The 25032-nt window shown below is 70.7% G+C and carries 21 protein-coding genes, 1 tRNA gene and 1 pseudogene; 11 read left to right on the top strand and 12 right to left on the bottom strand.

Annotated features, from left to right (window positions below; translation table 11 throughout):
• Window positions 1–52: 52 nt before the first annotated feature.
• Both ACW9TB_RS27000 and ACW9TB_RS26995 read left to right on the top strand, forming a co-directional pair.
• Complete coding sequence (locus ACW9TB_RS27000; RefSeq protein WP_472750866.1) at window positions 53–1117, top strand: alanine--tRNA ligase-related protein; 1065 nt, start codon at window positions 53–55, stop codon at window positions 1115–1117.
• An 8-nt stretch (window positions 1118–1125) separates the two neighbouring features.
• Window positions 1126–1198: transfer RNA gene (locus tag ACW9TB_RS26995), tRNA-Arg, on the top strand.
• A gap of 256 nt (window positions 1199–1454) precedes the next feature.
• Here the strand turns inward: ACW9TB_RS26995 and ACW9TB_RS26990 are convergent.
• The 4 genes and pseudogenes from ACW9TB_RS26990 to ACW9TB_RS26975 all read right to left on the bottom strand — a co-directional run bounded on the left by ACW9TB_RS26990 (window position 1455) and on the right by ACW9TB_RS26975 (window position 4581).
• A complete protein-coding gene (locus ACW9TB_RS26990; RefSeq protein WP_472750865.1) occupies window positions 1455–1919 on the bottom strand; it encodes a VOC family protein in 465 nt (154 codons plus the stop codon).
• Window positions 1920–2176: 257 nt separating this feature from the next.
• Window positions 2177–2680 carry an SRPBCC family protein gene (locus ACW9TB_RS26985; RefSeq protein ID WP_472750864.1) on the bottom strand — a complete coding sequence of 168 codons (504 nt, stop codon included), beginning with the start codon at window positions 2678–2680 and terminating at the stop codon, window positions 2177–2179.
• Between the two features lie 245 nt (window positions 2681–2925).
• Window positions 2926–3231 (bottom strand): annotated as a pseudogene (locus ACW9TB_RS26980) (ArsR/SmtB family transcription factor); the annotation flags it as partial.
• 279 nt (window positions 3232–3510) lie between these two features.
• Window positions 3511–4581, bottom strand: a complete 1071-nt coding sequence (locus tag ACW9TB_RS26975) for a helix-turn-helix domain-containing protein (RefSeq protein WP_472750863.1) — start codon at window positions 4579–4581, stop codon at window positions 3511–3513.
• Window positions 4582–5685: 1104 nt separating this feature from the next.
• Between ACW9TB_RS26975 and ACW9TB_RS26970 the strand changes: the two genes are divergently transcribed.
• The gene (locus ACW9TB_RS26970; protein ID WP_472750862.1) at window positions 5686–6456 is read left to right on the top strand and encodes a lytic transglycosylase domain-containing protein; all 771 of its coding nucleotides are present in this window, start codon (window positions 5686–5688) and stop codon (window positions 6454–6456) included.
• A 92-nt stretch (window positions 6457–6548) separates the two neighbouring features.
• Here ACW9TB_RS26970 and ACW9TB_RS26965 read toward each other — a convergent pair whose 3' ends face one another.
• From ACW9TB_RS26965 to ACW9TB_RS26940, 6 genes are all read right to left on the bottom strand, one after another.
• Complete coding sequence (locus ACW9TB_RS26965) at window positions 6549–7166, bottom strand: class I SAM-dependent methyltransferase (RefSeq protein WP_472750861.1); 618 nt, start codon at window positions 7164–7166, stop codon at window positions 6549–6551.
• Window positions 7167–7525: 359 nt separating this feature from the next.
• Window positions 7526–8119, bottom strand: a complete 594-nt coding sequence (locus tag ACW9TB_RS26960; RefSeq protein WP_472750860.1) for a GNAT family N-acetyltransferase — start codon at window positions 8117–8119, stop codon at window positions 7526–7528.
• A complete protein-coding gene (locus tag ACW9TB_RS26955; protein WP_472750859.1) occupies window positions 8116–9588 on the bottom strand; it encodes an APC family permease in 1473 nt (490 codons plus the stop codon). Before ACW9TB_RS26955 ends, ACW9TB_RS26960 begins: the two co-directional genes overlap by 4 nt.
• A gap of 26 nt (window positions 9589–9614) precedes the next feature.
• On the bottom strand, window positions 9615–10250 hold the full coding sequence (locus ACW9TB_RS26950) for a GOLPH3/VPS74 family protein (protein ID WP_472750858.1): 636 nt from the start codon (window positions 10248–10250) through the stop codon (window positions 9615–9617).
• A gap of 504 nt (window positions 10251–10754) precedes the next feature.
• Window positions 10755–11528 carry a MerR family transcriptional regulator gene (locus ACW9TB_RS26945; RefSeq protein ID WP_472750857.1) on the bottom strand — a complete coding sequence of 258 codons (774 nt, stop codon included), beginning with the start codon at window positions 11526–11528 and terminating at the stop codon, window positions 10755–10757.
• Between the two features lie 135 nt (window positions 11529–11663).
• Window positions 11664–12863: an esterase-like activity of phytase family protein gene (locus ACW9TB_RS26940; protein ID WP_472750856.1), complete on the bottom strand. Its 1200-nt coding sequence runs from the start codon at window positions 12861–12863 to the stop codon at window positions 11664–11666.
• Between the two features lie 639 nt (window positions 12864–13502).
• On the opposite strand from ACW9TB_RS26940, the gene ACW9TB_RS26935 reads away from it, so the two are divergent.
• The 7 genes from ACW9TB_RS26935 to ACW9TB_RS26905 all read left to right on the top strand — a co-directional run bounded on the left by ACW9TB_RS26935 (window position 13503) and on the right by ACW9TB_RS26905 (window position 20804).
• Entirely contained in the window at window positions 13503–13754 is a 252-nt protein-coding gene (locus tag ACW9TB_RS26935) for a hypothetical protein (RefSeq protein WP_472750855.1), read from the top strand.
• Window positions 13755–13937: 183 nt separating this feature from the next.
• The gene (locus ACW9TB_RS26930; protein ID WP_472750854.1) at window positions 13938–14945 is read left to right on the top strand and encodes a glycosyltransferase family 4 protein; all 1008 of its coding nucleotides are present in this window, start codon (window positions 13938–13940) and stop codon (window positions 14943–14945) included.
• A gap of 190 nt (window positions 14946–15135) precedes the next feature.
• A complete protein-coding gene (locus ACW9TB_RS26925) occupies window positions 15136–16275 on the top strand; it encodes a glycosyltransferase (RefSeq protein WP_472750853.1) in 1140 nt (379 codons plus the stop codon).
• Window positions 16272–17327: a glycosyltransferase gene (locus ACW9TB_RS26920; RefSeq protein ID WP_472750852.1), complete on the top strand. Its 1056-nt coding sequence runs from the start codon at window positions 16272–16274 to the stop codon at window positions 17325–17327. Before ACW9TB_RS26925 ends, ACW9TB_RS26920 begins: the two co-directional genes overlap by 4 nt.
• 514 nt (window positions 17328–17841) lie before the next feature.
• Window positions 17842–19341 (top strand): glycoside hydrolase family 130 protein, encoded by a 1500-nt coding sequence (locus ACW9TB_RS26915; protein ID WP_472750851.1) that lies wholly within the window; start codon window positions 17842–17844, stop codon window positions 19339–19341.
• Window positions 19342–19417: 76 nt separating this feature from the next.
• Complete coding sequence (locus ACW9TB_RS26910) at window positions 19418–19975, top strand: ArsR/SmtB family transcription factor (protein ID WP_472750850.1); 558 nt, start codon at window positions 19418–19420, stop codon at window positions 19973–19975.
• Window positions 19968–20804, top strand: coding sequence for an SRPBCC domain-containing protein (locus ACW9TB_RS26905; protein WP_472750849.1), 837 nt, complete (start codon window positions 19968–19970; stop codon window positions 20802–20804). Before ACW9TB_RS26910 ends, ACW9TB_RS26905 begins: the two co-directional genes overlap by 8 nt.
• Window positions 20805–20918: 114 nt before the next feature.
• Here the strand turns inward: ACW9TB_RS26905 and ACW9TB_RS26900 are convergent, their stop codons facing one another.
• On the bottom strand, window positions 20919–21266 hold the full coding sequence (locus ACW9TB_RS26900) for a hypothetical protein (RefSeq protein ID WP_472750848.1): 348 nt from the start codon (window positions 21264–21266) through the stop codon (window positions 20919–20921).
• 292 nt (window positions 21267–21558) lie between these two features.
• Window positions 21559–22665 carry a M12 family metallopeptidase gene (locus ACW9TB_RS26895; protein WP_472750847.1) on the bottom strand — a complete coding sequence of 369 codons (1107 nt, stop codon included), beginning with the start codon at window positions 22663–22665 and terminating at the stop codon, window positions 21559–21561.
• A gap of 157 nt (window positions 22666–22822) precedes the next feature.
• Here ACW9TB_RS26895 and ACW9TB_RS26890 point away from each other — a divergent pair, with 157 nt between their 5' ends.
• Window positions 22823–24988 (top strand): LuxR C-terminal-related transcriptional regulator, encoded by a 2166-nt coding sequence (locus tag ACW9TB_RS26890; RefSeq protein WP_472750846.1) that lies wholly within the window; start codon window positions 22823–22825, stop codon window positions 24986–24988.
• Window positions 24989–25032 lie beyond the last annotated feature (44 nt).

The following is a 25032-nucleotide window of genomic DNA, read 5'->3' as shown; positions in this document are numbered from 1 at the left end:
ATATTCCATCTACAGTGGATAAATCCTCTCACCTTATTCGCCGAGGAGCTCGATGGATTCGTCAGCGGCATTCGCAAACGATTTCCTGGCCTATCTGGATTCTCAAGGATATTCACGGACCCCCTCCGTTCCCGTGGTGGACGCGGACAGGAGCGTCACCTTCGTCAATGCCTCGGTGACGCCTTTCAAACAGCCGATGGAGGCCGGTGAGGACCTTCCCCGGCTCTGCCAGTTCCAGCACTGCGTGCGTGCGCACGGTCACGCCCCTGGCTCTACACGTTCGGCACGGGCGGCGTGGTGGTGGCTCTACACATTTGAAATGGTCGGCGTGGTGGCCGGTCACGAGCACGCGCGGGCCGCGACCGCCGATATAGTGCGGGCCTTGCTGTCGGCCGCGCCCTGGATTCCCCACGACGGGCTCGTGGCCCTGGTGGACCCGGCAGACGAGGACGTGGCGGCGATCCTGGAGGAGGCGGGGACGCGACTGTGGCGGACCGCCGACCGGCACGACTCCACGCGGTGGCGCTACGGCGACGACTGCACGCTCACCGGGCGCGGCACCACGCTGTACGCGCCCGCCCTCGGCGTGGCGGCCCGCGGCCCCGGCTGCGCCACGGGCTGCGAGTACGGCCGATGGCAGGAGATCGGCAACGTGATCCTGGCGCGCGGGCCGCACCGCGACTACGTCGAGGTCGCCCATCCGCCACCCTCCGAGACCGGTCCACGTGGTGAGACGACATGGAGATTCCCCCGGTCGCGACGGGAGAGAAAAAGTGGGGAGGGCTGGGCTTTCGCGCTCCCCGTACACCTTGCGAGTTTGCGCCCCCCGGACGCCTCGCGAGCCGGGACACCGGCCCGCCGCGCGCCTCCGCCCGTTTTCACGGCCGAGCGGACGCCGAGAACGGGTGATCTCCTTCCGCTCCTCCCGAAGGGCAGGCCGGAGCACGGATCGCGGCATCACCCCACCCGCTCGTGCCCGGTCACCCGCTCGCCGCTCTCTCACGCCAGAGCGGCGAACCGCTGCCTCTTACGCCAGACGGGCGGACCGATGCCTCGCTCCTTCACTCTCACCCCCTCCCAGCGCGCAACCACTCCCCACTTTCGCTATCCTTACTAGGAGCCCCTGCCTCCGTAGCTCAGGGGATAGAGCACCGCTCTCCTAAAGCGGGTGTCGCATGTTCGAATCATGCCGGGGGCACTCTCTTGACCAGCGCTTATGCCTTTGAGCTGGGACATGGTGGATCATGACGGGCGCTGGCTGTGTCGGTAAGTGCTGACAAATCTCAGTCGCACGGGTTATCAAGCACGATGCCGAAGGCTCTGCGGGGCGTGGAGAAGTCGCGTCATGAGCCGCGAAGCCCATCAGCCTTGAAAAAGCGAGCCAGGTTCTGGCGCGCTCGGGTCCCGGCTCGGGCACCGGGCCCGCCCTGTCGGGATAGTTGCGAAGAGCGTCCTCAGGCGCGCCAGGGCATGTGCTGGAGGGTCCAGGTGTTGCCGTCCGGGTCGGCGAAGGCGGCGTAGTAGACGCCTCCCAGGTCCTCGACCGGGCCCACGTCCGCACCACGCTTGAGGAGCGTCTCGCGGGCCTCCTCGATGTCGCTCACCACCAGGTGTAGGCCACGCAGCGTGCCGACCGGCATGTCGAGAGACGCGACGCCCTCGGTCAGGGTGATCGAGCAGGCCGAGCCCGGCGGGGTGAGCTGGACGATCCGGACCCCGTCCGCGGGCCGCACGTCGACATCCACGTGGAAGCCGAGGCGGTCGGCGTAAAAGGCTTTGGCCCGGTCGATGTCCGTGACGGGCACCGGGACGAGTTCGAGGAGAAACGTGCCGGGAGGGACGGGCGGGGCGGTGAGGCTGGTCGGGATATCGGCTATATCGGCCGGGATCTCGGTCTGCGTGGGCTGGGCGTCGGTCATTACAGGCTCACCTTTCACATCGGTCATCACAGCTCACCTTTCAGGTCGGTCACCATGACTCGCCTTGAGGGTCGGTCATTACGACTTGTCTTCGAGGGTCGGCCATCGTGCCTTTGAGGGGCGGTCATCGCGCCTTCGAGAGTCGGTCATCGCGTCTCGCTGTTCGCGGTCGGTGATTACGACTCGCCGTTCAGGGTCGGTCATCACGCCCCGCTGTTCGCGGTCGGTGGTTACGACTTGCCGTTCACGGTTGGTCGTCACAGTTTGCCGTTCGCGGTCGTCTCGTTGAGGATTTCGGCGAGACGGTCGTAGGCTTCGCCCGCGCCGCGTTTCATGGGGGTGCGGAGGATGCTGTCGCGGGCCTCCCGCGAGGGGTAGCGCACCGTGGTGGTCATCGCGGTCCGGCCGTCCCGCTCGTCGAAGACGGTGGTGACGAGGGCCTCACCCTCGTCCCAGCCGTCATGGATCTCGCTCTGGACCAGCCGACCTGGCGCGTCGATCTCGTGGAACACCCCGCCGTGGCCCAGCTCCGCACCCTCCGGCCCGCGCGACACGAAGCGCCAGGCACCGCCCGGACGTAGGTCGATCTCACAGACGACAAGGTGCCAGCCGCGTGCGCCATGCCATCGCCGGAGCAGCTCGGGCCGGGTGAACGCGTCGAAGACGAGGCGGCGGGGCGCGGCGAACGTCCTGGTGAGCACGAGGTCGGTGTCGGACAGGGCCCGCACCGTCAGCCCTTCGGCCTGCTCCCGCCGCGACATCACGGACGCTCCCGGCTTTCCCAGCTTTCCCGTTCAGCGTTCGCTCCGCCGGGCCACGGGCTCTCCTGTACGGCGTTCGCTTCAGCGGGCCGCGAGTTCTCTCGTACGGCGTTCGCTTCAGCGGGACACGGGCTCTCCTGTACAGCGTTTGTTTCAGCAGGCCGCGGGGCCTCCCGTATGGCGTTTGTTTCAGCAGGCCGCGGGGCCTCCCGTATGGCGTTTGTTCCGCTGGGCTCAAGATCGCCGAGAAGGTCGTCCAGCTTCTGGTAGCTCTCCTCCCAGTAGGAGCGGTAGTTCGACAGCCAGTCCATGGCGTCCCTGAGCGGGCCGGGCTCCAGGCGGCGGGGCCTGCGCTGCGCGTCGCGTCCGCGGGAGATCAGTCCGGCGCGTTCCAGCACCCGCAGGTGCTTGGAGATGCCCGGCTGGCTCATCGCGAACGGCGCGGCCAGCTCGGTCACCGTGGCCTCGCCCTCCATCAGCCGGGCCAGGATCGCTCGCCGGGTCGGGTCGGCCAGCGCGGCGAACGTCGCGTCGAGAACGTCGGCAGCCACTTGATTACCTTTCGGTTCTATAACTAGGTGGTTTTCTATCGTGCTGGATTCGGCCCTGTCAAGGAGTCCGGAGATGGTGCCCATGCCGGTGGGGTCCTGCCCGTGTGGCCAGCCGGACTGGCTCCCACCGGTCGTGTCATTGATTTCCCCGCCTGGCGCGCCGGTGTCGCCCCGAACACCGTCACAAGTACGTCGAGGATGTCGCGGTCTCAGTGCGCCCAGCACTCTCCCGGCCGCCGCACGAGTGCAACGCCCTGTCGTTTCAGGGGCGCGACGAGCCTAGGGCAGGAACCACGGAGCCTGATCATGAAAGCCGGTCCGGCCTTGGAGCGGGACCGGCCAGTGCGCGACGGCCGTGTCCGCGGAATCTCGCAGGCTGCGCCGATAGGCCGCGGGGGGTATGCCGTAGGCGGCGCGGAACGCCCTGTTGAAGTGCGATTCGCTGCCGAAGCCCCACCGGGCGGCGATGGCGCGGACCGGTAGGGCGTCCAGTACGGGATCGGCCAGGTCGCGTCGGCAGCGTTCGAGCTGGCGCTGCCGGATCCAGCGCGCGACGCTGAGGTCCTGCTCCTCGAACAGCCTGTGCAGGTGCCGGATGGAGATGTGGTGGGCGGAGGCGATCATCGAAGGGGACAGGGTCGCGTCTCCCAGGTTCCGTTCGATGAACGCCTGGATGCGCATGACCATGAGCCCTCGTGGACCGTCCGGCGACGTCGCCGGGCGCGCGTCGAGGTCCTGGGTCAGCAGGGTCGCGAGGAGGTCGAGGATAACCCTGGAGATCCGGTCGGCCTCCTGGGGCGGGAACGGATCACGTTGCCGGATCAGCTGGAGCAGGAACCTGGACAGCAGCGCGCCGACTCCCTTCCGCGCCGGTAGCCGTACTCCCAGGAGTCGTTCGACCTCGGCGGTGGGAACCGGCAGGGCCTCACGGGGGAACTGCAGGATCAGGGCGTCGGCCGGATTCGCCGGACGTCCGTCCCCGGGTGCCTCACGGCCGTCGGCCGGTGTCCAGGCGTGGAAGGGCCTGGAGGTGTCGTACAGCAGCAGCTCCGCCGATCCGAGGTCGGCTTCCTGGCCTCGCCGCCGCGTTTCCGGCCGGGGCCGGAGGGTCAGCGAGAGCTGGTACAGGCCGGGGCCGGACGGGTGGATCCGGTGCCGTCCGCGACGTGCCTCGAATGACGTGCAACGCACCCGTGACAGTCGGGTGATACCGAGGTCGACGATATTCGTCTCGGCCCGGAAGTCGTCGGCTTCGGGGCCGGGGTGATCCGGCGAGACCACCGACTTCTCGCCCGTCTCACACTGGAAATCGAGTCGCCCCCCAACAGGCAATTCACAAAGCCGTATCATGTAAGAAAGCCCCCACCTTCCCGCACTAACGTTTCACGTGACAGCACATTCACGGTTGAGAGAATCAGCGGGGCGCCGAGCATTCCCCGCGGCCGTACGGTGTGTGACCATCGGATCGTTCGGTTGCTCTCCCCGGCGCGGTAACCGCACCGATGTGTCAGGAGCGGGTGTCCATCGCCCTCTCGCATCTCCCCTCGTCAAACCCGCGTCTCCAGCGGATGAGGAAAGGGTGCTTCGAGCCTGTATATCTGCGGTATATCGCCTTACCGAAACCTCGAAGCACCGGTGGCAGGCACCTTCTCCCGGCTCCCCGCGCGGCTTCTCCACCACCGCCGGGACGGCTGTTTCGGGCGGCGGGGAGTACGAGGGGAAGAACGGCCCGTAGAGCGGCCCCGGGGGGCCGGTTATCGGCCTGACCAGGCGATACACATGAGGGGTACGGTCGGCGCATCGTCGTTTCCGGTGAACGGCCTGACCAGGCGATACATATGAGGGGTACGGTCGGCGCATCGTCGTTTCCGGCGAACATGAAACCGGACAGGCGCCCACCATTGGCCGCGCCGGTCGGGTTTCGGTATCGGTATGACAAATCCCGTTATGTGGGAAAGCGGGCCGGGAGGCCGTCGCTCGGGTACGTTGGGGCCGATGAACGATCAGCACGCGGAGGTTTCACGGCCGGAGCGTGGCTACCGGCCGGACGGGCGGACGACACCCACGCGCCCGGACGCTTCGGAGGGCAGGGCGCCGGGCGTGCGCGCGGGCCGGTCGCGCGGGAGGCCGATGGTCGCCTCGCTCGTCGGCCTGGTCGTCGCGGTCTCCGGCTGCGCCCCATCACAAGGTGCCACCTCACAAAGCGCCGCCTCACAGGACTTCGCCTCACAGGGCTCCATCTCGCAAAGCGAAGCCTCACAAAGCGGCGCCTCACAAAGCGAAGCCTCGCAAAGTGACACCTCACAAAACGGCGCTTCACAAGGCTCGGTCGCGGAGAGCTCCGCCCCGCGAAGCGCCCCCTCTCGAAGTGCCGCCGCGCCGGCCGCCGATGGCCAGGAGACGACACCGTCACCAGCACAGGAGTCCGCGCACCAGTCGGCGCCCGCGGGTCAGGTGCCCGCGCCGCCCGACCCGGAAGCGGCGATCCCCACCGATCCGTCGCGGCTGGCCCGTTCCCTGACCACGACCACCGCGGAGCTCCGGCGTGCCATCGACGCCTGGAGGCGTGAGGGCGACCCCGGCAAGGGGAGTCCCCCCGAGCCGGTGGTGCTGCTGGCCCTGCACCAGCAGCGCATCTACCGCTACCTGGTGCTCAACCCGAAGGTCGCCTCCCGCACCTACGCCAGGTTGCCGAAGGCCCTGGCCGGGCAGGCGAAGGACAACGTGACGGCCGGTCGGGACCTGCGCTCCCTCGTCCGGCCCATCAGCGGGGCGGTGAAGTTCCGTGTCCAGCCGCCCAAGCCCGCCGACTTCCTGCTCGGCCACTTCCGGCACGCCGAGCGGCGGTTTGGGGTGGACTGGGAGGTGCTGGCTGCGGTGATGTTCGTCGAGACCAAGTTCGGCCGCGTACGGTCACCGAGCCACACGGGCGCCAAGGGCCCCATGCAGTTCATGCCGAGGACGTGGGCCGCCTACGGGATGGGTGGCGACATCCAGGACACCCGCGACTCCCTGCTCGCCGCGGCCAACTATCTGCGCGCGTCGGGAGCCCCGCGCGACTACCGGCGCGCGCTGTACGCCTACAACCACTCCCAGGCGTACGTCAACGCGGTGTTGCTGCACGCGCGCCAGATCAAGCGGGACATCGGAAACTACTACGCCTACTACAACTGGCAGGTGTTCGTGGTCACCACCCGTGGAGACCGCCGCCTCACCGGCCCCTGACCCCTGCCTCCACGCCCGGCACCACTCCTCGGGCGGGCGACACCTCTCCCGGTGAGCGGAAATGTCCCCGGGAGAGCGAGGGTGACGGCCTGTCAGCGGGGGCGGCGGGCGAGGTACACCAGGGCGGGGGGCAGGTTGCGCCACACCGTCCGGCTGAGCAGGACCTCCTCGAACGTCGTACGGAGGTCGCGGCGGTGCTCCCGCGCGGGGGGCGCCCACCGCGTCCAGCGGTAGGCGAACTGGGTGAACACCCCGTTGGGGGAGAGCGAGTCGGCCACCAGCGGCAGCAGTCGTACGCCCTCGACCGGCCGGAACGCGACCCAGGGCAGCCCGCTGACCACGACGTCGGCGGACAGGCCGCGCTCGGCCATCAACCGGGGCAGATCGGCCGCGTGGGCGTGCACGACCTCGACCCCGGGGAAGCGGCGGCCGAGGAGCCCGGCGAGGCGCGGGTTGAGCTCGACGGCCAGGTGACGTCCCCTGCCTCCCAGGCGGTCCTGGATGGCCTGGGTGAACGCCCCGGTGCCCGGCCCCAGCTCCACGACCGTCGGTTCTCCGCGTTCGGGAATCGGCACGACCATCTGCGCGGCGAGCCATCGCGAGCTCGGGGCGACCGTAGCGGTCGTCAGCGGGGATCTCAGGAACTCGCGGAGCAGGGAGGTGTCACCGGAAACGTCGGCGACATCGGTGACAGGGCTGGTCGGTCTCACCGTACGTGCTCCAGGGTCGTGGCTTCCCGTTCTCGCCCGCCCATGGTTCCAACGGTTCGTTCACCGCCGTCACGTAGCCGGGATGAACAGTGAGGGGACATCTCCCGAAGCCCCCTCGACCGGCGGGCCTGAACCTCCCGAACCGCGGAGGTCGGGAGGTCGGGGAAACACCGTGGCCGCGATCTAGAGCGACTCCCCCGAGCGACACATCCGCTCCTGGGCGGATGGAAGATCAGCCCAGGAGCGGAGGTCAGGACGGCCTGAGCGCCCGGCTGACCTCGATCCAGCGGTCGAGGGTCCTCGGCGGCGGCGCCGGAGCCGCCGCCGTCCCCGGCCCGCGACGGGCCGGGGGCTCCAGGTCAGGGGTTCGGCGGGCGCCACATCGGGTACATCGGCGGGCCGCCGGGCATGAACATCGGGTCGCCGAGGTCCTGGTAGCCGTGGCGCAGGTAGAGCGCACGGCTGCGGGTGCTGCTGGCCTCCAGGTACGCGGCCATCCCCGCCTCGTCGAGCTCGCGGTGGTGCTCCTCAAGCAGCCGGGTCCCCGACTTCCGTCCCTGGTGTCCGGGGAGCACGGCGAGGAACGCCAGGTAGTGGTGCGGGTCGTGGGGGTGGCGCTTGTCCATCTCCTCCCCCATCTGCTCGATGCGCTCCGCGTGGGGACCGGCGAACGCCTCCACCCGGGCGACCCGGTCGGGAATCTCGGGCAGCGGCTCGACGCCCTTGTGGAACCACACGGCCACCGCGGACATGTCGGCCGTGGCGTGGACCTCGCCGTGGACGAGGGCGCTCTCGGTGGTCATGGAGAAGAAGGGGGGCATCACCCGGCGGCGGTCGTCGTCCGGCGGGATCATCCAGGCCGAGATCTCCTGCTCGTGGAAGGAGGTGGCGATGATCGCGCCGATGGTCTCGGCGGCCCCGGGAGCGTTCTGAACGCGAACGATCTCGGTCATTCGGTCCCTCCCACGGCCGCCTGGGCGCCCAGCCCGATGTTGGCGTACACCTTCGGCTTGCTGGCCCGCAGGGCGAGTCCCCACAGGACGCCGAGTCCCACGGCGACGAAGTAGACGGCGGGCATGATCCAGCGGAGCGGGGAGTCGGGGGCCACGCCGAGCACGGTGTCGAAGTTGGCCATGACGAGCACGATGACCACGACCAGCAGCACCGAGGAGATGGCCGGGGCGATCTTGGTGCGCCAGGCGTTCTCCTGGTTGGGGTTCTTGGCGAAGAAGACCAGTACGGAGACCGAGGTGGCCGCCAGCATCATGAGCAGTCCCAGGCCGCCGAACGACCCGACGGTGAAGAACAACTGGACGACCGGGTCCAGGCCGAAGACCGCGTAGATGACGATCGTGGCCAGCCCGATGACGCTCTGCGCCACCGAGCCGTTGACCGGGGCGCCGGTCCGGGGGGAGGTGCGGCCGAAGGTCTCGGGCAGGACCCGCTCCCTGCCGAGGGCGAAGACGTAGCGGGAGATCGTGTTGTGGAAGGCGATCAGCGCGGCGAACAGGCTCGTCACGAACAGGAGGGAGCCGATGGTGGCGATGGTCGACCCCAGGTGCTGCCCGGCCAGGTTGAACAGCAGGGCCGAACTCTGCTCGCGCGAGGCATCGACGATCTTGTCCGAGCCGATCGGCACGGTCATCGCCCAGGACGACACGGCGTAGAGGCCGGAGATGACGGCGAGCGCGACATAGGTCGCGATCGGCACCGTGCGCCTCGGGTCCTTGGTCTCCTCGGAGAACACCACCGACGACTCGAAGCCCGCGAAGGACGCGATGCAGATCGCGACCACCGCTCCGATCCCGGGGACGAAGAGGTTCGACGGGTCGAAGACGTCGAGGCTGTAGCCCGAGGCCGACGGGTTGACCAGGTCCGCGATGTCGAACACGACGACGACGGCTATCTCCGTCAGCAGCAGGACCGACAGGACCTTCCCGTTCACGTCGACCCGCATCAGGCCGAGCACCCCGGTCAGCACCCAGGCGACAAGACCGATGACCCACCAGGGCGGGGAGCTGCCGAACCAGTCGGCGATCAGCGGCTGGGCGGCCGCGCCGATCATGCCGTAGAGACCCACCTGGAGCGCGTTGTAGGCCAGCAACGCCACCCACGCGGTCGCCACCCCCACCGGCCTGCCGAGCCCTTTCGCGGTGTACGCGTAGAACGCCCCGGCGTTGACGACGTGGCGGGCCATCGTCACGTACCCGACGGCGAACAGGCCGAGGATGGCTCCGAGCAGGATGAAGGCGAGCGGCACGCCGGTCACGCCGGTCGCGGCGTAGGCGGCGGTCACCGAGCCGCCGATGACGGTCAGTGGCGCCGCCGCCGAGATGACGAAGAACACCACCGACGGCACGCCGAGGCGGTCCTGGGCGAGCGCGGCGGAGACGGCGCTGACCCTTCGCTCTGTCACGGACATTGAGGGATCCTTGGGATGAGGGGGGTTCACCGGCGGCTGATGACGGAGTCACCCACGGCAGCCTCGGTCTGGGCGATCAGTTCCTGGAGCGGCGCCGGGAGGGCGGCGATCGCGTCGGAGAGATACCTCGGGTTCTGCTCCCACAGGACGAGCTGGTTGCCACCGGTCGCGACGAGCAGCCCCAGCAGGACGCGGTCCTGGACGTTGAGGGGCTCCCGGCGTTGGATCGCCAGGTTGACGCGTCCGGCGGGCCACCCCGCGATGTTCACGTCGACCGGCAGCCGCCTCCGCGACGGGCGCCTGCCGGGCGGGCGCAGCAGCCCGTCGTCGGTCATCCGGGCCGCCACGTCGGTGAGTGCCGTACGGGCGAGAAAGTGCAGCCAGGTCCGGAAGCGGTGTGAGGGCTCGGCGACGATATGGTCCAGGGCGGTCCTGGTGAGCGCGTCTCCTGGCGGCTCCGCGTCGAGGGCGACGAGCCGTATCTGTCCCGCCGCCAATCCCACGGTTATCCGCCCGGCGAGCATCAGTTCTCCCAGGATGGCGGCGGCCAGCCCCAGACCGGTCAGGCGGGCATGAAGCCTCATCCGGCCGGTCGCATTGTCATGCATGACAAAGAACAGGTCATTGGCCAATCGGGTTCCTGAAAGATCAACTCCAACCACGAACGGCGATCGTATAGGTAAATCATTAAATTTGTCATTACGCGAACAAAGTTCTAGGACAGGGCATAGATCGACTGACCGAAAATCGGAGAAACGGGCGGATAGTCAACAACCTGGAGCTATGCCGAGAGGCGTCTCGAAGACTCCGGCGAATCCAAGAATTTATATATTTTTGGCCATCGGCGGGCGGGCACCGGGGAACGGGGGCCCGGGGACCTCCTGAGCCGGAACGACCCCGGTCAGACGGCTTCCGAAGGCACGGCCCCGGCGAACCCCAGCGGATCTTAGGGGGACTTTAATGCGGGGATTTTCGGTAGTTTGGGACTGGCGTTAATGCCGTACGGGCTTCCACCCCTCCCGTCGCGGTGGTAGCGGGAAAGGCCGTCACCTCAAAGCCGCGCCCGCCCGGCGGAGTATGGTCCGCGGCCTCTCCGGATCGCTCTCCCGCAGTCGAACAGGGAGATCTTGTGGCGCGGTCCTATGCGCACGCACTCGAATACCAGTTCATTCCGGGTCCGCCACTTTGATCATCAGATGCGTCACCAGCCGGTCCTGTGGCGTGGTGGCGGGATTGGAGACGTAGACCTCACACAGCGGACCGCGAGGTGTGCGCCCGCGTTCGCCCACCCAGGCGAGTAGCGCGTGCGTGGTGAGCGGGATCTGGTCGTACGCCCCGACGTGGGTCGCCGACGCGTACAGGCCGCCGGGCAGGATATCCCGGGACGTCCCCGGGACGTCCTCGGACGTCTCCAGCGCGACGGCCACGACCACCTCCTCCGCGAGGTCGAGGGGGAAGAGGCCGACCAGCATCCCGTCCGGGGCGCCCGCCGCCGCGAGCAGCCGGGCCACGCACGCCGAGGTGACGGGACCGATCCGCTCCCGAGGCGCGGTGTCCCTGACGACGGCCACCTCGCGGGAGGGCTCGCGGACGACGGTCACCTCCGGGCGGGGCAGGCCCTCGGAGAGGATGCGTTCGAGCGCGGCGAAATTGCGCTCGCGGCGCGCCAGGTCGGCCTCCATGCGGTCGCGTACGCCGCCGAGCACGCCCGCCTCGCCGGACAGCACCCGCCCGATCTCGGGAAGGGGTACGTCGAGGGAGCGCAGCAGGCCGATCAGCATCGCGGCGCGTGCCTGGTCTGGGCGGTAGTAGCGGTAGCCGGTGTCCGGATCGACGTGGGCCGGGGGCAGCAGGCCCAGCTCGTCGTAGTGGCGCAGTTGCTTGACGCTGAGCCGGCACAGCCGGGCGAACCGCCCGATCGGCAGGTGTTCCTCGTTCACGTCATCAGCATGGGGGCTCTCGTCCCGCGACAGCGAGCGTGGCCGGGACCCGTGTCGCGGGTCCCGGCCACGCCGGAGTTCTCACTCGATGGGGCCGCCGTCACCTCGCGGACGGCGGTCTCGCCATGGTGCCCGTCAGCAGCCCCGGGCGGCGAAGGCCAGGAACTGGGTGGCCTCGTCTCTGTCGAAGCCGTCGTCGGAGCCGATCACCAGCGTGCACTCGCCGTTGCGCAGGCGCGGTCCCCAGGCGAGGCTCTCCAGGTTCTGCACCGGGGGCCGTACCGTGCTGAGGTCGGAGACGAGACGCTTGGAAACGGGGCGGTACGGGCGTCCGGCGGTCAGGCTGTCGCGGGACAGCACGTTCGTGGCACCGCGCAGGTCGATCTCGTACAGCTTGGCCCGGTAGTTGACCCCCTCGATCCAGGAGCGCTCAAGGGCGAGGTAGCGGTTGTCGTCGATCGCCAGGATCTCCGAGACCCCGCTGTCGGACTTGCCGTTCGCCGGGATCGGCGCCGCCGGGAGCTTGTCGATCGGGTAGGCGTACTGCCCGCGCGGGCGGCCGTCGCGGTCCCACACGGTGATGCGGGTCGTGGCGCCCCGGCTGACGGTCGGCGTCGGGCCGTCCTCGTACCTCGGGCCCTTCGTGATGGCCGCGATGATCCGCTGCGTGGAGGTCAGCCCCTCGAATCCGAGGTTGCGCCGGGGGCCGCTGTCGGTGGCGGTCAGCTTCAGGTTGCGGGGAACGGGCAGCTCTCCCAGGTGGCGGCCGTCGGCGCCGGTCCAGCGGACGGACAGGTCGGACACCGGGATGCCGGGGTTCTCCGCGTCCGGCCGGTCGCCCTCGCTGGCCCACAGCAGCCTGCGGCTCCACGGGTCGTAGCGGATCGACTCGGGATCGGCGGACCCGGGCCGGCCGTAGGCCGGGTAGGGGCCCCCGCCGGGGCGCCGCAGGGTGGTGACCCCGGTGAGGTCCACCCCGGTGAACGCCCCGGTGACCGGGTTGATGTCGAGGCGGCCCGTGTAGAAGCGGGCCGGGTTGTAGCGCCCCCGGTCGTCGGAGACGAAGTACCAGGTGCCGGTGCGCGGGTCACGGTCGAGACCGGAGAGGCCGCCGACGGTGGTGCCCCGGAACCGCATCTTGTGCGGCAGGCGCCGCTCACCGAGGAAGCGGGTGATCCGGAGCCCCTGCGGCGGGGCCGCGACCTCCGCCGGGGACCGCACGGCCGCCGTCGAGGGGTGCGCGACCGCCGCCGACGCCTGCGCACCGGCGGTCCCGAGGCTGACCGCCGTCGCGAGTGCGGCCGCGAGTGCCGTAATTCTTCGCGAATTGGTCATATGACTCTCCTCTTCCCAGAAATGATCCCGAAAGAACTGGCTGGAATATGAGACCGCGGATTGCCGAAAATTTCCATGAGAATCAACAATTCAATGCTCATTGGCCGCTCAATGACAGGGCAGAACAAACCATTTGTCATGCGTTTTCCGCCGCTAGGCCGACGATCGGGGCAAGGCCCTTCAAAGCATGCGGGCGCGGACGTCGGGGACGGCACCGTACGGGCAGCTCGCACCCAGGACGCGTACACGCACGGGTGTCCGGTGGCGCCCCTCGCGACCGCCGTGTCCGGAGCGGGACCGGCCGGGTGATACGCGTTCGTACGGTGGCGTGCGCGCCATTTCTCCGGTTCTCCGATTCTCCAGCGAAAGAATCGCGCCGTCTCCGGTGGGTGAATCGCACCGGATTGGATGGCGATCGGCCTGTCAAAACCATCGTGATGAGCGAAAGCCGACTACGGGGTTTGTCGCTCGATTTTGTCTCTCGGTCGCGGTGACGCGTACCCGAACGCGATGTCCCGCCGGTCTTCTTGTCCTGGTTGGGGAGTGTGCGGGGGGTGGCCTCCGGCGCGAGGAGTACGCTCAATGGGACGCCGACAACTCCGCCGGGTCTACTCCATCTGGACGTCTGGACGGCGAAATATGGCGGATACCGAACCCACGTGCGAGCTGCACCTGCGGATCTCCGGGCAGCCCCACGACCTGATGCTGCGCCTGCACGGGCCCGAGCCCACCGAGGACGAGCTGGCGGACTGGATGCGGGACGGGTCGGTGATCAGGTTCCGGGTCACCGAAACGGCCGGGCGGACACCTCACACCATGCTGGTGAATTTCAGCAGCGTGGTTTTTGCCTGGCTCTGTCCTTACAAGTCCGGCAGAGGGGTGAACCTGTGAGGTTGGGAAAGAATCGGAAACGGGTACGCGCCGGAGCCGAAGGGGACCGGTGAAGGCGCCCTCGGCGGAGGTGGCACCGGCCGAGGCGACTCCGGCGGAGGCGGCCTCGACAGCGGTGGCTCCGACGGCAGTGGCCCCGGTGAAGGTGGCTTCTGTTGAGACGGCCCCGACGAAGGCGGCCCCGTGAAGGTGGCTCTGCTGGGACCGGTCGCCTGGCGTACGCCGCCGCGCCACTACGGGCCGTGGGAGCAGGTCACCAGCCTGCTCGCCGAGGGACTGGTCGCCAGAGGCGTCGACGTGACGCTCTTCGCCACCCTCGACTCGATCACCTCGGGGACGCTCGACGGGGTCTGCCCCACCGGTTACGCCGAGGATCCGTCCCTCGACGGGCGGGTGTGGGAGGCGATGCACGTCGCGTACGCGCTGGGGCGTTCCGCCGGGTTCGACCTCGTGCACAGCCACCTCGACTGGCTGCCCCTGGCCTTCGCGGACCACTGCCGGGCCCCGCTGCTCACCACGGTCCACGGGTTCTCCGGGGCCGGGATCCTGCCCGCCTACGCCCGCGCCCGGTCGGCCTACGTCTCCATCTCCGACGCCGACCGCTCCCCCGAGCTGGACTACGTCGCCACGGTCCATCACGGCATCGACCTCGGCCTCCTGCCCTTCGACCCCCGTGGCGGCCCGGGGCTGGTCGTCTTCGGCCGGGTCCACCCCGACAAGGGCACCCACACGGCGATCGAGATCGCGCGGCGGGCCGGGCTGCCGCTGACCGTCTGCGGGATCGTCCAGGATCGGCGCTACTTCGAGGAGCGGGTCGCCCCGCACGTCGACGGCGAGCGGGTCAGGTTCCTCGGCTCGGTCGGGCCGGAACGGCGCGCGGAGATCCTCGGCGGGAACGCGGCCCTGCTGCACCCCATCGCGTTCGACGAGCCCTTCGGCCTGTCGGTGGTCGAGTCGATGGCCTGCGGCACCCCCGTCGTCGCCTACCGGCGCGGGTCGATGTCCGAGGTCGTGGATCCGGGCGTGACGGGCTTCCTGGTGGACACCGTCGAGGAGGCGGTCTCCGCGGTTTCCCGCGTCGGTGAGATCGACCGGGCGGGTTGCCGCGCCCAGGCCGAACGCAGATTCGGCGTGGACAGAATGGTGACCAACTATTTACGCATCTACCGCGACATAGTGGACCGAGCGTAATCCCCTGATACTGTCGGAGTGACGTAGCCCCCGCGATCCGTTGCGGGGTCGCGGCAGCCGGGCCCCGACGAGGACGGCCCCCGGCGCCAGGCTTCAGCTCCATCCGTCACCACGCTGACCGATGGACGTCTTCACCGCGTGAGGTCCGCATCCGTGATCCGGGGCGGCCGATGACCGGAAGGCTTGGCAGTTGGCCTGTACATATGGATTTCTCAGCACCCATCCGCCCACCCAGTGCGGGCTGGCGACCTTCAACTCCGCCCTGGCCGCCCACCTGACCGGGAGCGGCAGGCGCGGCGGGATCGTCCGCGTCACCACGGACGCCGACGACGCGCGCCCCGCGCCCGAGGTCGTGCACACCTGGGCGCCCGGCGGGCGGGAGAGCTGGAAGGCGGCGGCCTCCGCCCTGGAGCGGTTCGACGTCGCGGTGGTCCAGCACGAGTACGGCATCTACCCCGGCACGGACGGCCAGGACATCCTGCCGCTGCTGCGGCATCTCACGGTGCCCAGCGTCGTGGTCCTGCACACCGTGCTGACCCGGCCGACCCCCCGGCAGCGACGGCTGCTCGAACAGATCGTGGACGCCGCCGGAGCGGTGGTCACCATGACCGGTACCGCCCGCGACCGGCTGCTCGCCGGGTACCACGTCAACCCGGGCAAGGTGTCCGTCATCCCGCACGGCGCCGCCGACCACATGCGCGTCCCGGCCCAGCGCCGCCTGCGCCCGCACCTGCTCACCTGGGGGCTGATCGGCCCCGGCAAGGGCATCGAGTGGGCGTTGCGGGCGCTCGCCCTGCTGGGGGACCTGTCTCCCTCGCCCACGTACACGATCGCGGGCAAGACCCACCCCAAGGTGCTCGAGCACCACGGGGAGGCCTACCGCACCCGGCTGCAGCGGATGGGAACGCGGCTCGGCGTGTCCGCCTCCGTACGGTACGACCCGGTCTACCGCGACCAGGCCTCGCTGATCCGGCTGATCCGCTCGGCCGACGTGGTCGTGCTGCCGTACGACTCGCACGAGCAGGTCACCTCCGGCGTCCTGATCGAGGCGGTGGCGGCCGGGGTCCCGGTGGTCGCCACGTCCTTCCCGCACGCCGTGGAGCTGCTCACCGGCGGGCCCGGCCTGCTCGTACCGCACGAGGACCCCGCCGCGCTCGCCTCGGCCGTACGCCGGATCCTCACCGAGCCCGGCCTGGCCGAGGACCTCAGGAACCGTACCCACGCCCTGGTCCCGACCCTGCTGTGGCCCGCCGTCGCGGCGCGCTACGAGGATCTCGCCCGGGGCCTCCTCGCCGGACGCCCGGCAGCCGTGGCGGCGGCCCTGCCGTGACCCCCGCAACCCCCACACCCCCCGTGGTCGCCCCCGCGATCTCCGGTTTCAGGCACCTGGCGCGGCTGAGCGACGACACCGGCCTGTTCGAGCACGCCAGGCACGCCGTCGTCCGCCGCCAGCACGGCTACTGCACCGACGACGTCGCCCGCGGGCTCGTCGTGACCAGCCGCGAACCGGCGCCCACCCCCCGGGTACGGCGGCTCGCGGAGTGCTACCTGGCCTTCCTCACGCACGCGCAGGACGGCTCCGGCGCGTTCCACAACCGCCTCTCCCATGATCGGCGCTGGACCGACGAGCCCGGCCTCGGCGACTGGTGGGGACGGGCGCTGTGGGGCCTGGGCACCGCGGCGGCCCGTGACCCCGCCCCGTGGATCCGCGACGAGGCCCTGATGTCCTTCACCGCCGGTGCCGCCAGGCGGTCCCCGCACCCGCGCGCCATGGCGTTCGCCGGGCTCGGCGCGGCGGAGGTCCTGCGCGTCCTGCCGGGCGACGCCCCGGCCGCAGCCCTGCTCGCGGACGCCGCCCGCGCGGTCGGCGTCCCCTCGGCCGATCCCGGCTGGCCGTGGCCGCAGCCCGAGCTGACGTACGCCAACGCCGCCCTCGCCGAGGTGCTCATCGCGGCGGGCCATCTCGGCGGCGACGGCTCGATGCTCGCCGACGGCCTGCGGATGCTGACCTGGCTCCGCGACATCCAGACCAGGGACGGGCGGCTCTCGGTCGTCCCCGTCGCCGGGTGGCGGCGGCACGCGCCGTGGGACCGCTACGACCAGCAGCCGATCGAGGTCGCCGCGCTCGCCGACGCCTGCGCCACGGCGGGCGCCGTCACCGGCGACCCCTCCTGGCAGGAGGGCGTGTGGCAGGCGACGGCGTGGTTCCAGGGCGCCAACGACCGGGGGACGGCGATGTGGGACGTCGCGACCGGCGGGGGCTACGACGGCCTGACCTTGAACGGCCCCAACCTGAACCAGGGCGCGGAGTCGACCATCGCGCTCATCTCCACCCTGCAGCACGCCGAGCGCCTGGTGAGCGAGCGGAGTGAGGTCCTCTGAAGGCATCGCGCCCTGGTCACGAGGCCGGCGGGGATGATGTCATGGATGTCATGACGGGATACGGCGCGACATATAGCGCGACGTACAGCGCGCCATATGGCGCGGCCCCCACCCGGCGTCGCGGACCACCCGACCCTCCGGGGGGACACCGTGTCCCGGCGATGACCCCCGGCGAGCGCGACGCCCCGGCCGCCACTCCCGCGAAGCACCGCGTCCCGGCCGCTCCTCCAGGAAGGCGCTGTTTCCCGGCCGCGATCCACGGCGGGCACAGCGTCCCGGCCACTACCCCCACAGGGCACCACGTCCTGGCCGCCCCTCCCGGAAGGCGCCTTCTCCTGACCGCGATCACCGGCGGGCGCCGCGTCCCGGCCACTACCCCCACAGGGCACCACGTCCTGGCCGCCCCTCCCGGAAGGCGCCTTCCCCTGACCGCGATCACCGGCGGGCGCCGTATCCCGGCCGCCTCTCCCGCGCGGCGCCGCGTACCGGCCGCGAGATCGGGGGGTGGGGGGGCATGACCGTACGGGACCTGGCCACCAGGCTCGACCAGACCCTCGCTCCCGACCCACGACGGGTGATCATCAAGCTGTTCGTCCCCGGCGAGGACGCCGCCCTGACGCGCAGCCGGGCCTCCGCCCTGATCGACCGCATCACGCTCCTCGGCCACGACGAGACCGCCGCGCTGCTGGAGGAGACGCTGCGGGGGTTCGGTGACCGGCACCGCGACCTCGCGGCGACCTTCCTGCACCATTACGACCTGGTCCGCTACCGGGTCCCCGACCACCTCGACCTGCGACCGGCGGCCCGGCTCCTGGTCGGCGCCTACTTCAGCCACGAGTACGCGGTGGAGGGCGCCGCGCTGTGCAACCCCTCGATGGTCGCCCACCCCGACCAGTCAGGGCTGGGCCCGGGACGGCTGCGCGTGGTGATCAGCACCCGGCAGATCGGCGAGGGCCACCTGTCGTCCATCGGCTTCGCCACGGCGGTGCTCGGCCCCGGCGACGAGCTCGTCGTCGCCGACCGCTCGGGACCGCTGACCACCGGCCCCCGGCACAGCGTCCCCCACCGGCGCGACCTGCTCGCCGCCGCGCTCGCCGACGAGGACCGGGACAACGAGGTCTCCTCCACCGTGCTGGGCTCGCTGCCGGAACTCTTCGACGACGACGACTTCGAGCGGGCGGTCGCCCGGCTCCCCACCGACCTGCTCACCCGCACCACCACGCACGGCACCGTGGAGGAGCTGCGGCGGGCGACCGCCTCCGACTACGCCGTGACCTTCCCCGCCGACGTCCCCATCGAGCGGCGGGTGCTCTGGCCCGCCGGGGCGGCCGAGAGCAACGGGATGGAGGATGCCCGTTTCGTGCGGTTTGTCGGCGAGGACGGCACGCCTTCGTACCGCGCCACCTACACCGCCTACGACGGGCGGCACATCCGCTCGCGCATGCTCACCAGCGACGACCTGCGGACCTTCGAGGTCACCCCGCTGCGCGGGCCCGCCGCCGCGAACAAGGGGATGGCGCTGTTCCCGCGCCCGGTGGGCGGGCGCCTGCTGGCGCTGTGCCGCTCCGACGGCGAGACCATCGGGCTGACCTCCCTCGGCGAGGACAGCAGGTGGCAGCGGCCGGTACGGCTCCACTCCCCCCGCAGCGGCTGGGAGCTGATCCAGGTCGGCAACTGCGGATCCCCCCTGGAGACCGAGTCGGGCTGGCTCGTCCTGACCCACGGCGTCGGCCCGATGCGCCGCTACGCCATCGGCGCGCTGCTGCTCGACCTGGACGAGCCGCACCGCGTCGTCGCCGAGCTGCCGGGCACGCTCCTCACCCCCGGCGACACCGAGCGCGAGGGGTACGTGCCCAACGTCGTGTACTCCTGCGGCGGCCTGCTGCACGCGGACGCCCTCTGGCTGCCGTACGGGGCGAGCGACGCCCGGATCGGGTTCGCCCGCGTGACCCTCGCGACCCTTCTGGGGGCGATGCGACCGCTCCCGGGGGACGGGCGGCCCCGTACGAGCTGACCGCCCGGTCTTCGCACCGGTCTCTCGGCACCGAGCATTGACAAAAAATAATTTTACGTACAAGGTTGATTTCACGATGAGAGACGTCCTGTACCTCGAACAGATCGGGCAGGCCGAGGCACTGCTCAAGCCGCAGCGCATCGAGGTGCTGCGGCAGCTCGCCGAGCCGCGCTCGTGCACCGAGGTGGCGGCCCTGCTCGACCAGACCCCGCAGAGGGTCTACTACCACGTCAAACGCCTGGTCGAAGCGGGTCTGGTGACCCAGGTGACCGAGCGCAGGGTGCGCGGCATCCACGAGGGCGTCTACCAGGCGAGCGCCCGCTCCTACTGGCTCTCGCCCCGCCTCGTCGGCCGGATCGGCCTGCGCGCGACCCAGGACGAGCTGGGCCTGGGCTACCTGCTGGACCTCATGGAGGAGGTCCAGGCCGACATCGGCGCGCTCGACAGGACCGCGCCGGAGCTGCCCTCCATCGGCGTGTCCGGCGAGATCCGCATGCTCCCCGAGCGGCGCCAGGAGTTCCTGAACGACCTCCAGACGGCGCTGCAAGACCTTTTCACCCGTTACGGCGGCGCCGAAGGGGACGCCTTCAAGCTCGCCGTCGCCTTCTACCCCAAGGGAGAACCCCGTGAGTGAGCCGATGACGCTGCGCGCACGCGTGGCCGCACCGCTCAAGGCAGTCCACCACGCCCTGACCGACCCGGGCGAGCTGCGAACCTGGCTGGCCGAGCACGCCGAGGTCGACCTGCCGCACCGGTACGCGTTCTGGGGACGGCACACCCCCGAGGGCGAGGCGCCCCACCAGCGCCCGCTGCACGTCGACGACCGCACGCTGCGCCTGTCGTGGCTGCTCGACGGCGAGGAGACGACCGTCGAGATCGACCTGGAGGAGGAGGACGCGGAGTCGACCATCGTGTCGCTGACGCAGTCCCACTTCGACATGGAGTCCGCGATGACCGACGGCGGCGTCCTGGGGACGCTGCAGACGTTCTGGTGCCTGTCGATCGCGAACCTGGTCGACCACCTGGAGGGCCGCGAACTCACGCCGAAGGCCGACTTCACCTCCCCGGTCCTGCGGGAGCACGTCGTCGTCGGCGGTTCTCCGGAGGCGGTCTTCGACTCGCTCGTCGACCCCGGGAAGTTCGGCCGGTGGTTCGGCTACAAGGTCGACATCGAGCCGTACGTCGGCGGGCGGTTCGCGATGGGCGGCTTCGAGGCGAACGAGACGCCCGCGAAGATCGTCGAGCTGGAGCCCGGCCGCAGGCTCTCCCTGGAGTGGCCGGGCCGAGGTCTCTCCACCTGGGAGCTGGAGGGCTCGGGCGGCGCGACGCGGCTCACCTTCATGGAGAGCGGCTTCAGCGCGGAGAACCCCCCGTACACCGGGTGGATGGGCTGGCTCAGCGGCCTCGCCGAGCTGCGCCGCTTCCACGAGCTGAGCGACTGGCGCCCGATCTGGCTGACATGAGCGTGCCCGCCTCGCCGGAGAAGACAACGGTGAGCGGCTGACCGCGCGGGGCGGGATCCGGCGGAATGCCGATCGCGCCCTGCGGTCACCCTTGGTCACACGACCTCGTGAATGTCACGGGGTCCGGTGAATGTCACGCGATTCCGTGGAGCTCGTCATCGCCTTCTTCATCTTCGCCCTCATGACGAGGGTCCCCACCACGAAGACGAAGACGAGCGCAGAGGAGGCGATCTGCCATTCGGCCGGCCAGCGCAGCGCCCACGGCAACGCCAACGCGACGGAGGCCAACCAGGAGAACAGCATCATCCCCGCGTACGGCCTCATCGGCAGCGCTCGGTCCCCCTCGGAGTACATGGGAGGAAACCGGCCTGTCACCAGCACGTAAACGCTCTGTGCGATCATCACGCATCCGAGCACCAGAAGAACCCAACCGACAATCGGCAAAATCACGTCTTTGATCATCAGGATCGCCCCCAATCCCCGTCACCGATGGACGGAACCCATTTTTCCGGCCGTCGGCCACCTGCCCGGTGACAGGTGGGGAAAACCGTTCGTTCGAACGACGACGCGCGACTCCGGCCCGCCTTTTCCCGCTCCGGAAAGACGAGCTGCGGAAACGCCGGACATCTACCCGAGATCCAGCTGACGCAGAACTCGTTCTCCTCGGACTCCTCGGGGTCGAGCATCGTCACCGGTACGTCACCGGCGCCGACGATCCCGCACCACGCGTACGACAGTTCCCGGCGCCCGGCGCTCACCAGCACATGACGGCCGCCTGGCCGGGGCCCCAGCAGGAGTGGACCCTCGCGCGCAGGACGTAGCGGCGGTCCTTGAGCAGGTGGACGCGGAGGGACGCGTTGCGCGGGTGTCCTCCGTCGTCGTCGCCCGCCAGGTAGCGCAGGTCGCCGCCGACCTCCTCGAACAGCACCAGCACCGTGTCGCACTCGCCGAAGACGCCGACCGTGTAGTCGCGGGTCGCGCGGGGGACGATCACGAAGTCGCGCTGCTCCCCCGCGCCGGTGCCGAGCGGGGCGGAGCGGAACGGCGGCAGCTCGGGCGGCTCGCCGCCCGGGGGCGGGTACCAGCGGCGGGCGAACGCGGCGTCGAGCTCGGAGACGGTGCCCGGCGGCGCGACCCCCGCCCGGTAGCACGGGGGCTCCAGGATGAGCCCCGGGCCGAGCCGGTACCCCATGACGGACAGCGGATCCCACACGGGACCGTTCGCCTCGCTCTCGTCGAGCCTGCGGATGACGTTGTGGAACGTCCGCGACCTCGGCCAGAGGTTCGGCGCTCCCGCGAGGTCCTCGTAGACGGCCTCCTCGTCCCAGAGGATGCCCGAGTACGGGCTCTGGTGCTCGTGGACCATGCCGATGACGTGGCCGATCTGGTGCAGCACGGTGCCCCGGCCGTGCGAGCCGGTGAGATCCCAGCCGAAGTTCACCGTGCGGGAGGCGGTCCCGACGCGGAGCGCGTCGCGTCCCACGGCCGACCACGACCCGGCGTCCCGCCGGAACCCGATCCGTACCTCCGCCTCGGTACGGTCGGCGACCTCGGCGAACTCCAGCCCGATGCCGAGGCCCTTCCACTCCTGGAACCCCCGGCGCACGGCGTCGCGCTGCTCGCCGTCGCCCCGCCTGTCGTCACCCCATCTACTGTCACCCCGTGCACCGCCGCGCCGCTCGTCGTCGTGTTTCCCGCCCAGGAAGCAGTAGTGCAGGACCGTGCCGTTCAGCCATGCCCGCCGTCCCGAGAGCAGGGCCGCGCGCCGCCTCCCCTCAAGCCCGTCCGGCGGCGCGTGCGTGGGGTACGGCGGGAGCGAGCAGTGCCGGACGCGCTCGCCGTCACCCGCCCTCATCGGCATTCCCGCAGCGTGGAGGCCCCTGCCTTCGGGCATGGTGAGGTGATCAAGGAAACCGTGTCCACATGCCACGAGACTGGAGATGGAATCCCGGGCGCGCATGAGTAGGGGGTACTCAATTCCACGTGTATCACGGACGGGCGGCCCGGCTCATACCGCTGTGAGAAACCCACGGTCCCCCTGGCCGTTCACGGCCAGGACTGAGGAACTCGATCTCGTACGGCGAAACCTGGCGGCCGGTCGCCGGGGCGTCGTCGTGACCGGCGCGGCGGGGAGCGGCAGGAGCCGCCTGGCCGCCGAGGCCGTACCCGAGGCTGTGAACGAGCCGCTCCACGCGCGGATCACCGGAACGCCGGACAGCCGGAACACCCCGCTCGCCGCCTTCGCCCCCCTCCTGTCCCGTCCCCCGCACCTCGCGGAGCTCTCCCCCTCCTCGGTGCCGTACCTCATGAGAACCTCCCCGCGCCCCGCGGGGCTTCTCTGCCCGCCGAACCCCGCCGAGGCGCTGGAGGGGGTACGCGTGCTCGTCGTGGACGACGCCCACCTCCTCGACGACTCCTCGGCCGCGCTCGTCCTCCGCCTGGCGCTCAGGGGACGCACCCGCCTGCTCGTCACGGTCAGGGAGGGCGAGCCCGTGCCGGAGGACGTCTCCAGGCTCTGGGAGGAGAACCTCCTGCCCCGCATGGCCCTGGCCCCCCTGACGGAGAGCGAGTGCGGCGAACTGCTGTCCCGGGCGGTGGGCGGCTACGTGGACACCCTCACCGTCCGGCGCCTGCACCGGGCGAGCCGTGGCGACCTGCGGCTCCTGCGCGAGCTGGTCGTCGCCGTCCACGCGGGAGGGGACCTGAGCCACGTGTCGGGCACGTGGACCTGGCGGGGAACCCCTCCGATGACGGCGCGCGTCAGGGAGCTGGTGGAGGACACGATCCGCGACATCCACGGGGAGGACCGGGAGGCGCTGGAGCTCATCGCGTCCGGCAGGCCCCTGAGGCTCATCACCTCCGGCGAACCGTCGTCCGGCAGGTCAATGGGACTCACCGCACCCGACCCGTCCTCCGGCAAACCGCTGGGACTCACCGCTTCGGGCGAACCCTCTTCCGGCGAACCGCTGGGCGTGGGTGCGCCCGATGCCAGGGTGGCCTTCACCGTCCTCGAACGTCTGCGGGCGAAGGGGCTGGTCACCGTGGACGACCGGCTGTCGATCCGGCTCGTCCACCCGCTGCACGGCCCGGTGCTCCGGGCCGCCGCGAAGCGCCCGGGGGCGGGCGGGCCGCCCGGTGCGCGACGGCTCCGCCGGGCCTCGGCCACGGCGCTGGAGGCCGAGTGCGAGGAGCTGGCCGCACGCGCGTACTCGGGAAGGCTCTCGGGGATACCGAGGGGCGTCGGCGAGCGGATGGCGGAGGACGACACCGGCTGGGACGAGCCCGCGATGCCGGAGTTCTGCGCGCGGCGGGCCCGTGTCGCCCGGCTTCGCGGGGAGACCCGCGAGGCCATCGCCTGGAGCCGCGAGGGACTGCGCCGCTCCCCCCACCACCGTGCCTGCCTGGCCGAACTCGCCCACTCCTCCGCCTACATCGGCGACCTGACGACGGCGCGGCAGGCGCTGTCGCGCGGCCCGGCCCCCGGCGGAGACTCGCGGACGCGCCCGTGGCCCGCCGTCCAGGACCACCCACCGGCACCCCCGGACGACACGCGGTCGCGGGCGCTCGCCGCCGAGCGGGCACGGACCTGGACGCTCGCCGCCGAGGGAGACCTCGACGGCGCCCTGCGGTCCGCGCTGCGCGCCGCCGGGGACGACCCGCTCGACGACGACCTGTTCGCCCTGCACGACGTGGTGCGGCTCGGTACCCCCGAGCTGGTCGTCGGCCGGCTCGGGGAACTGGCCGACCGTGCGGAGGGGGGCCTCGCCCCCCTGCTGGCGTGGCACGCCCGCGCGCTGGCCGGGCGCGACGGGGAGTCCCTGGACGAGGTGGCACGGGGTCTCACCGACCTCGGCCTGCTGCTGCACGCGGCGGAGGCGTTCGCGCACGCGGCCCTCGTCCACGACGACCGGCGTGCCTCGCAGACCTCCAGGAACCGGGCCTCCGCGCTGGCGGGCGCCTGCCAGGGGGCGCGCAGCTCCGCCCTGGTCAACCTCGCGCTGCCGAAGCTGACCGCACGCCAGCGGCAGATCGTCAGCCTCGCGGCGGCGGGCCTGACCAACCGGCAGATCGCCGAGCAGCTCACGGTGTCGATCCGTACGGTGGCCAACCACCTGTGTGACGCCTACGCGCGGCTCGGCAGCAGCGACCGCGCCGGTCTGGGGAGGCTCTTCACCGTCGGCTGACGCGACCCACCGCTGACCAAACGGGAAGGCTCCTCACCCTTGGC

Source organism: Streptosporangium sp. H13245, assembly GCF_055690525.1.
The sequence above is the reverse complement of the archived record's forward strand: the minus strand, read 5'-3'. Positions and strand labels throughout refer to the sequence as shown.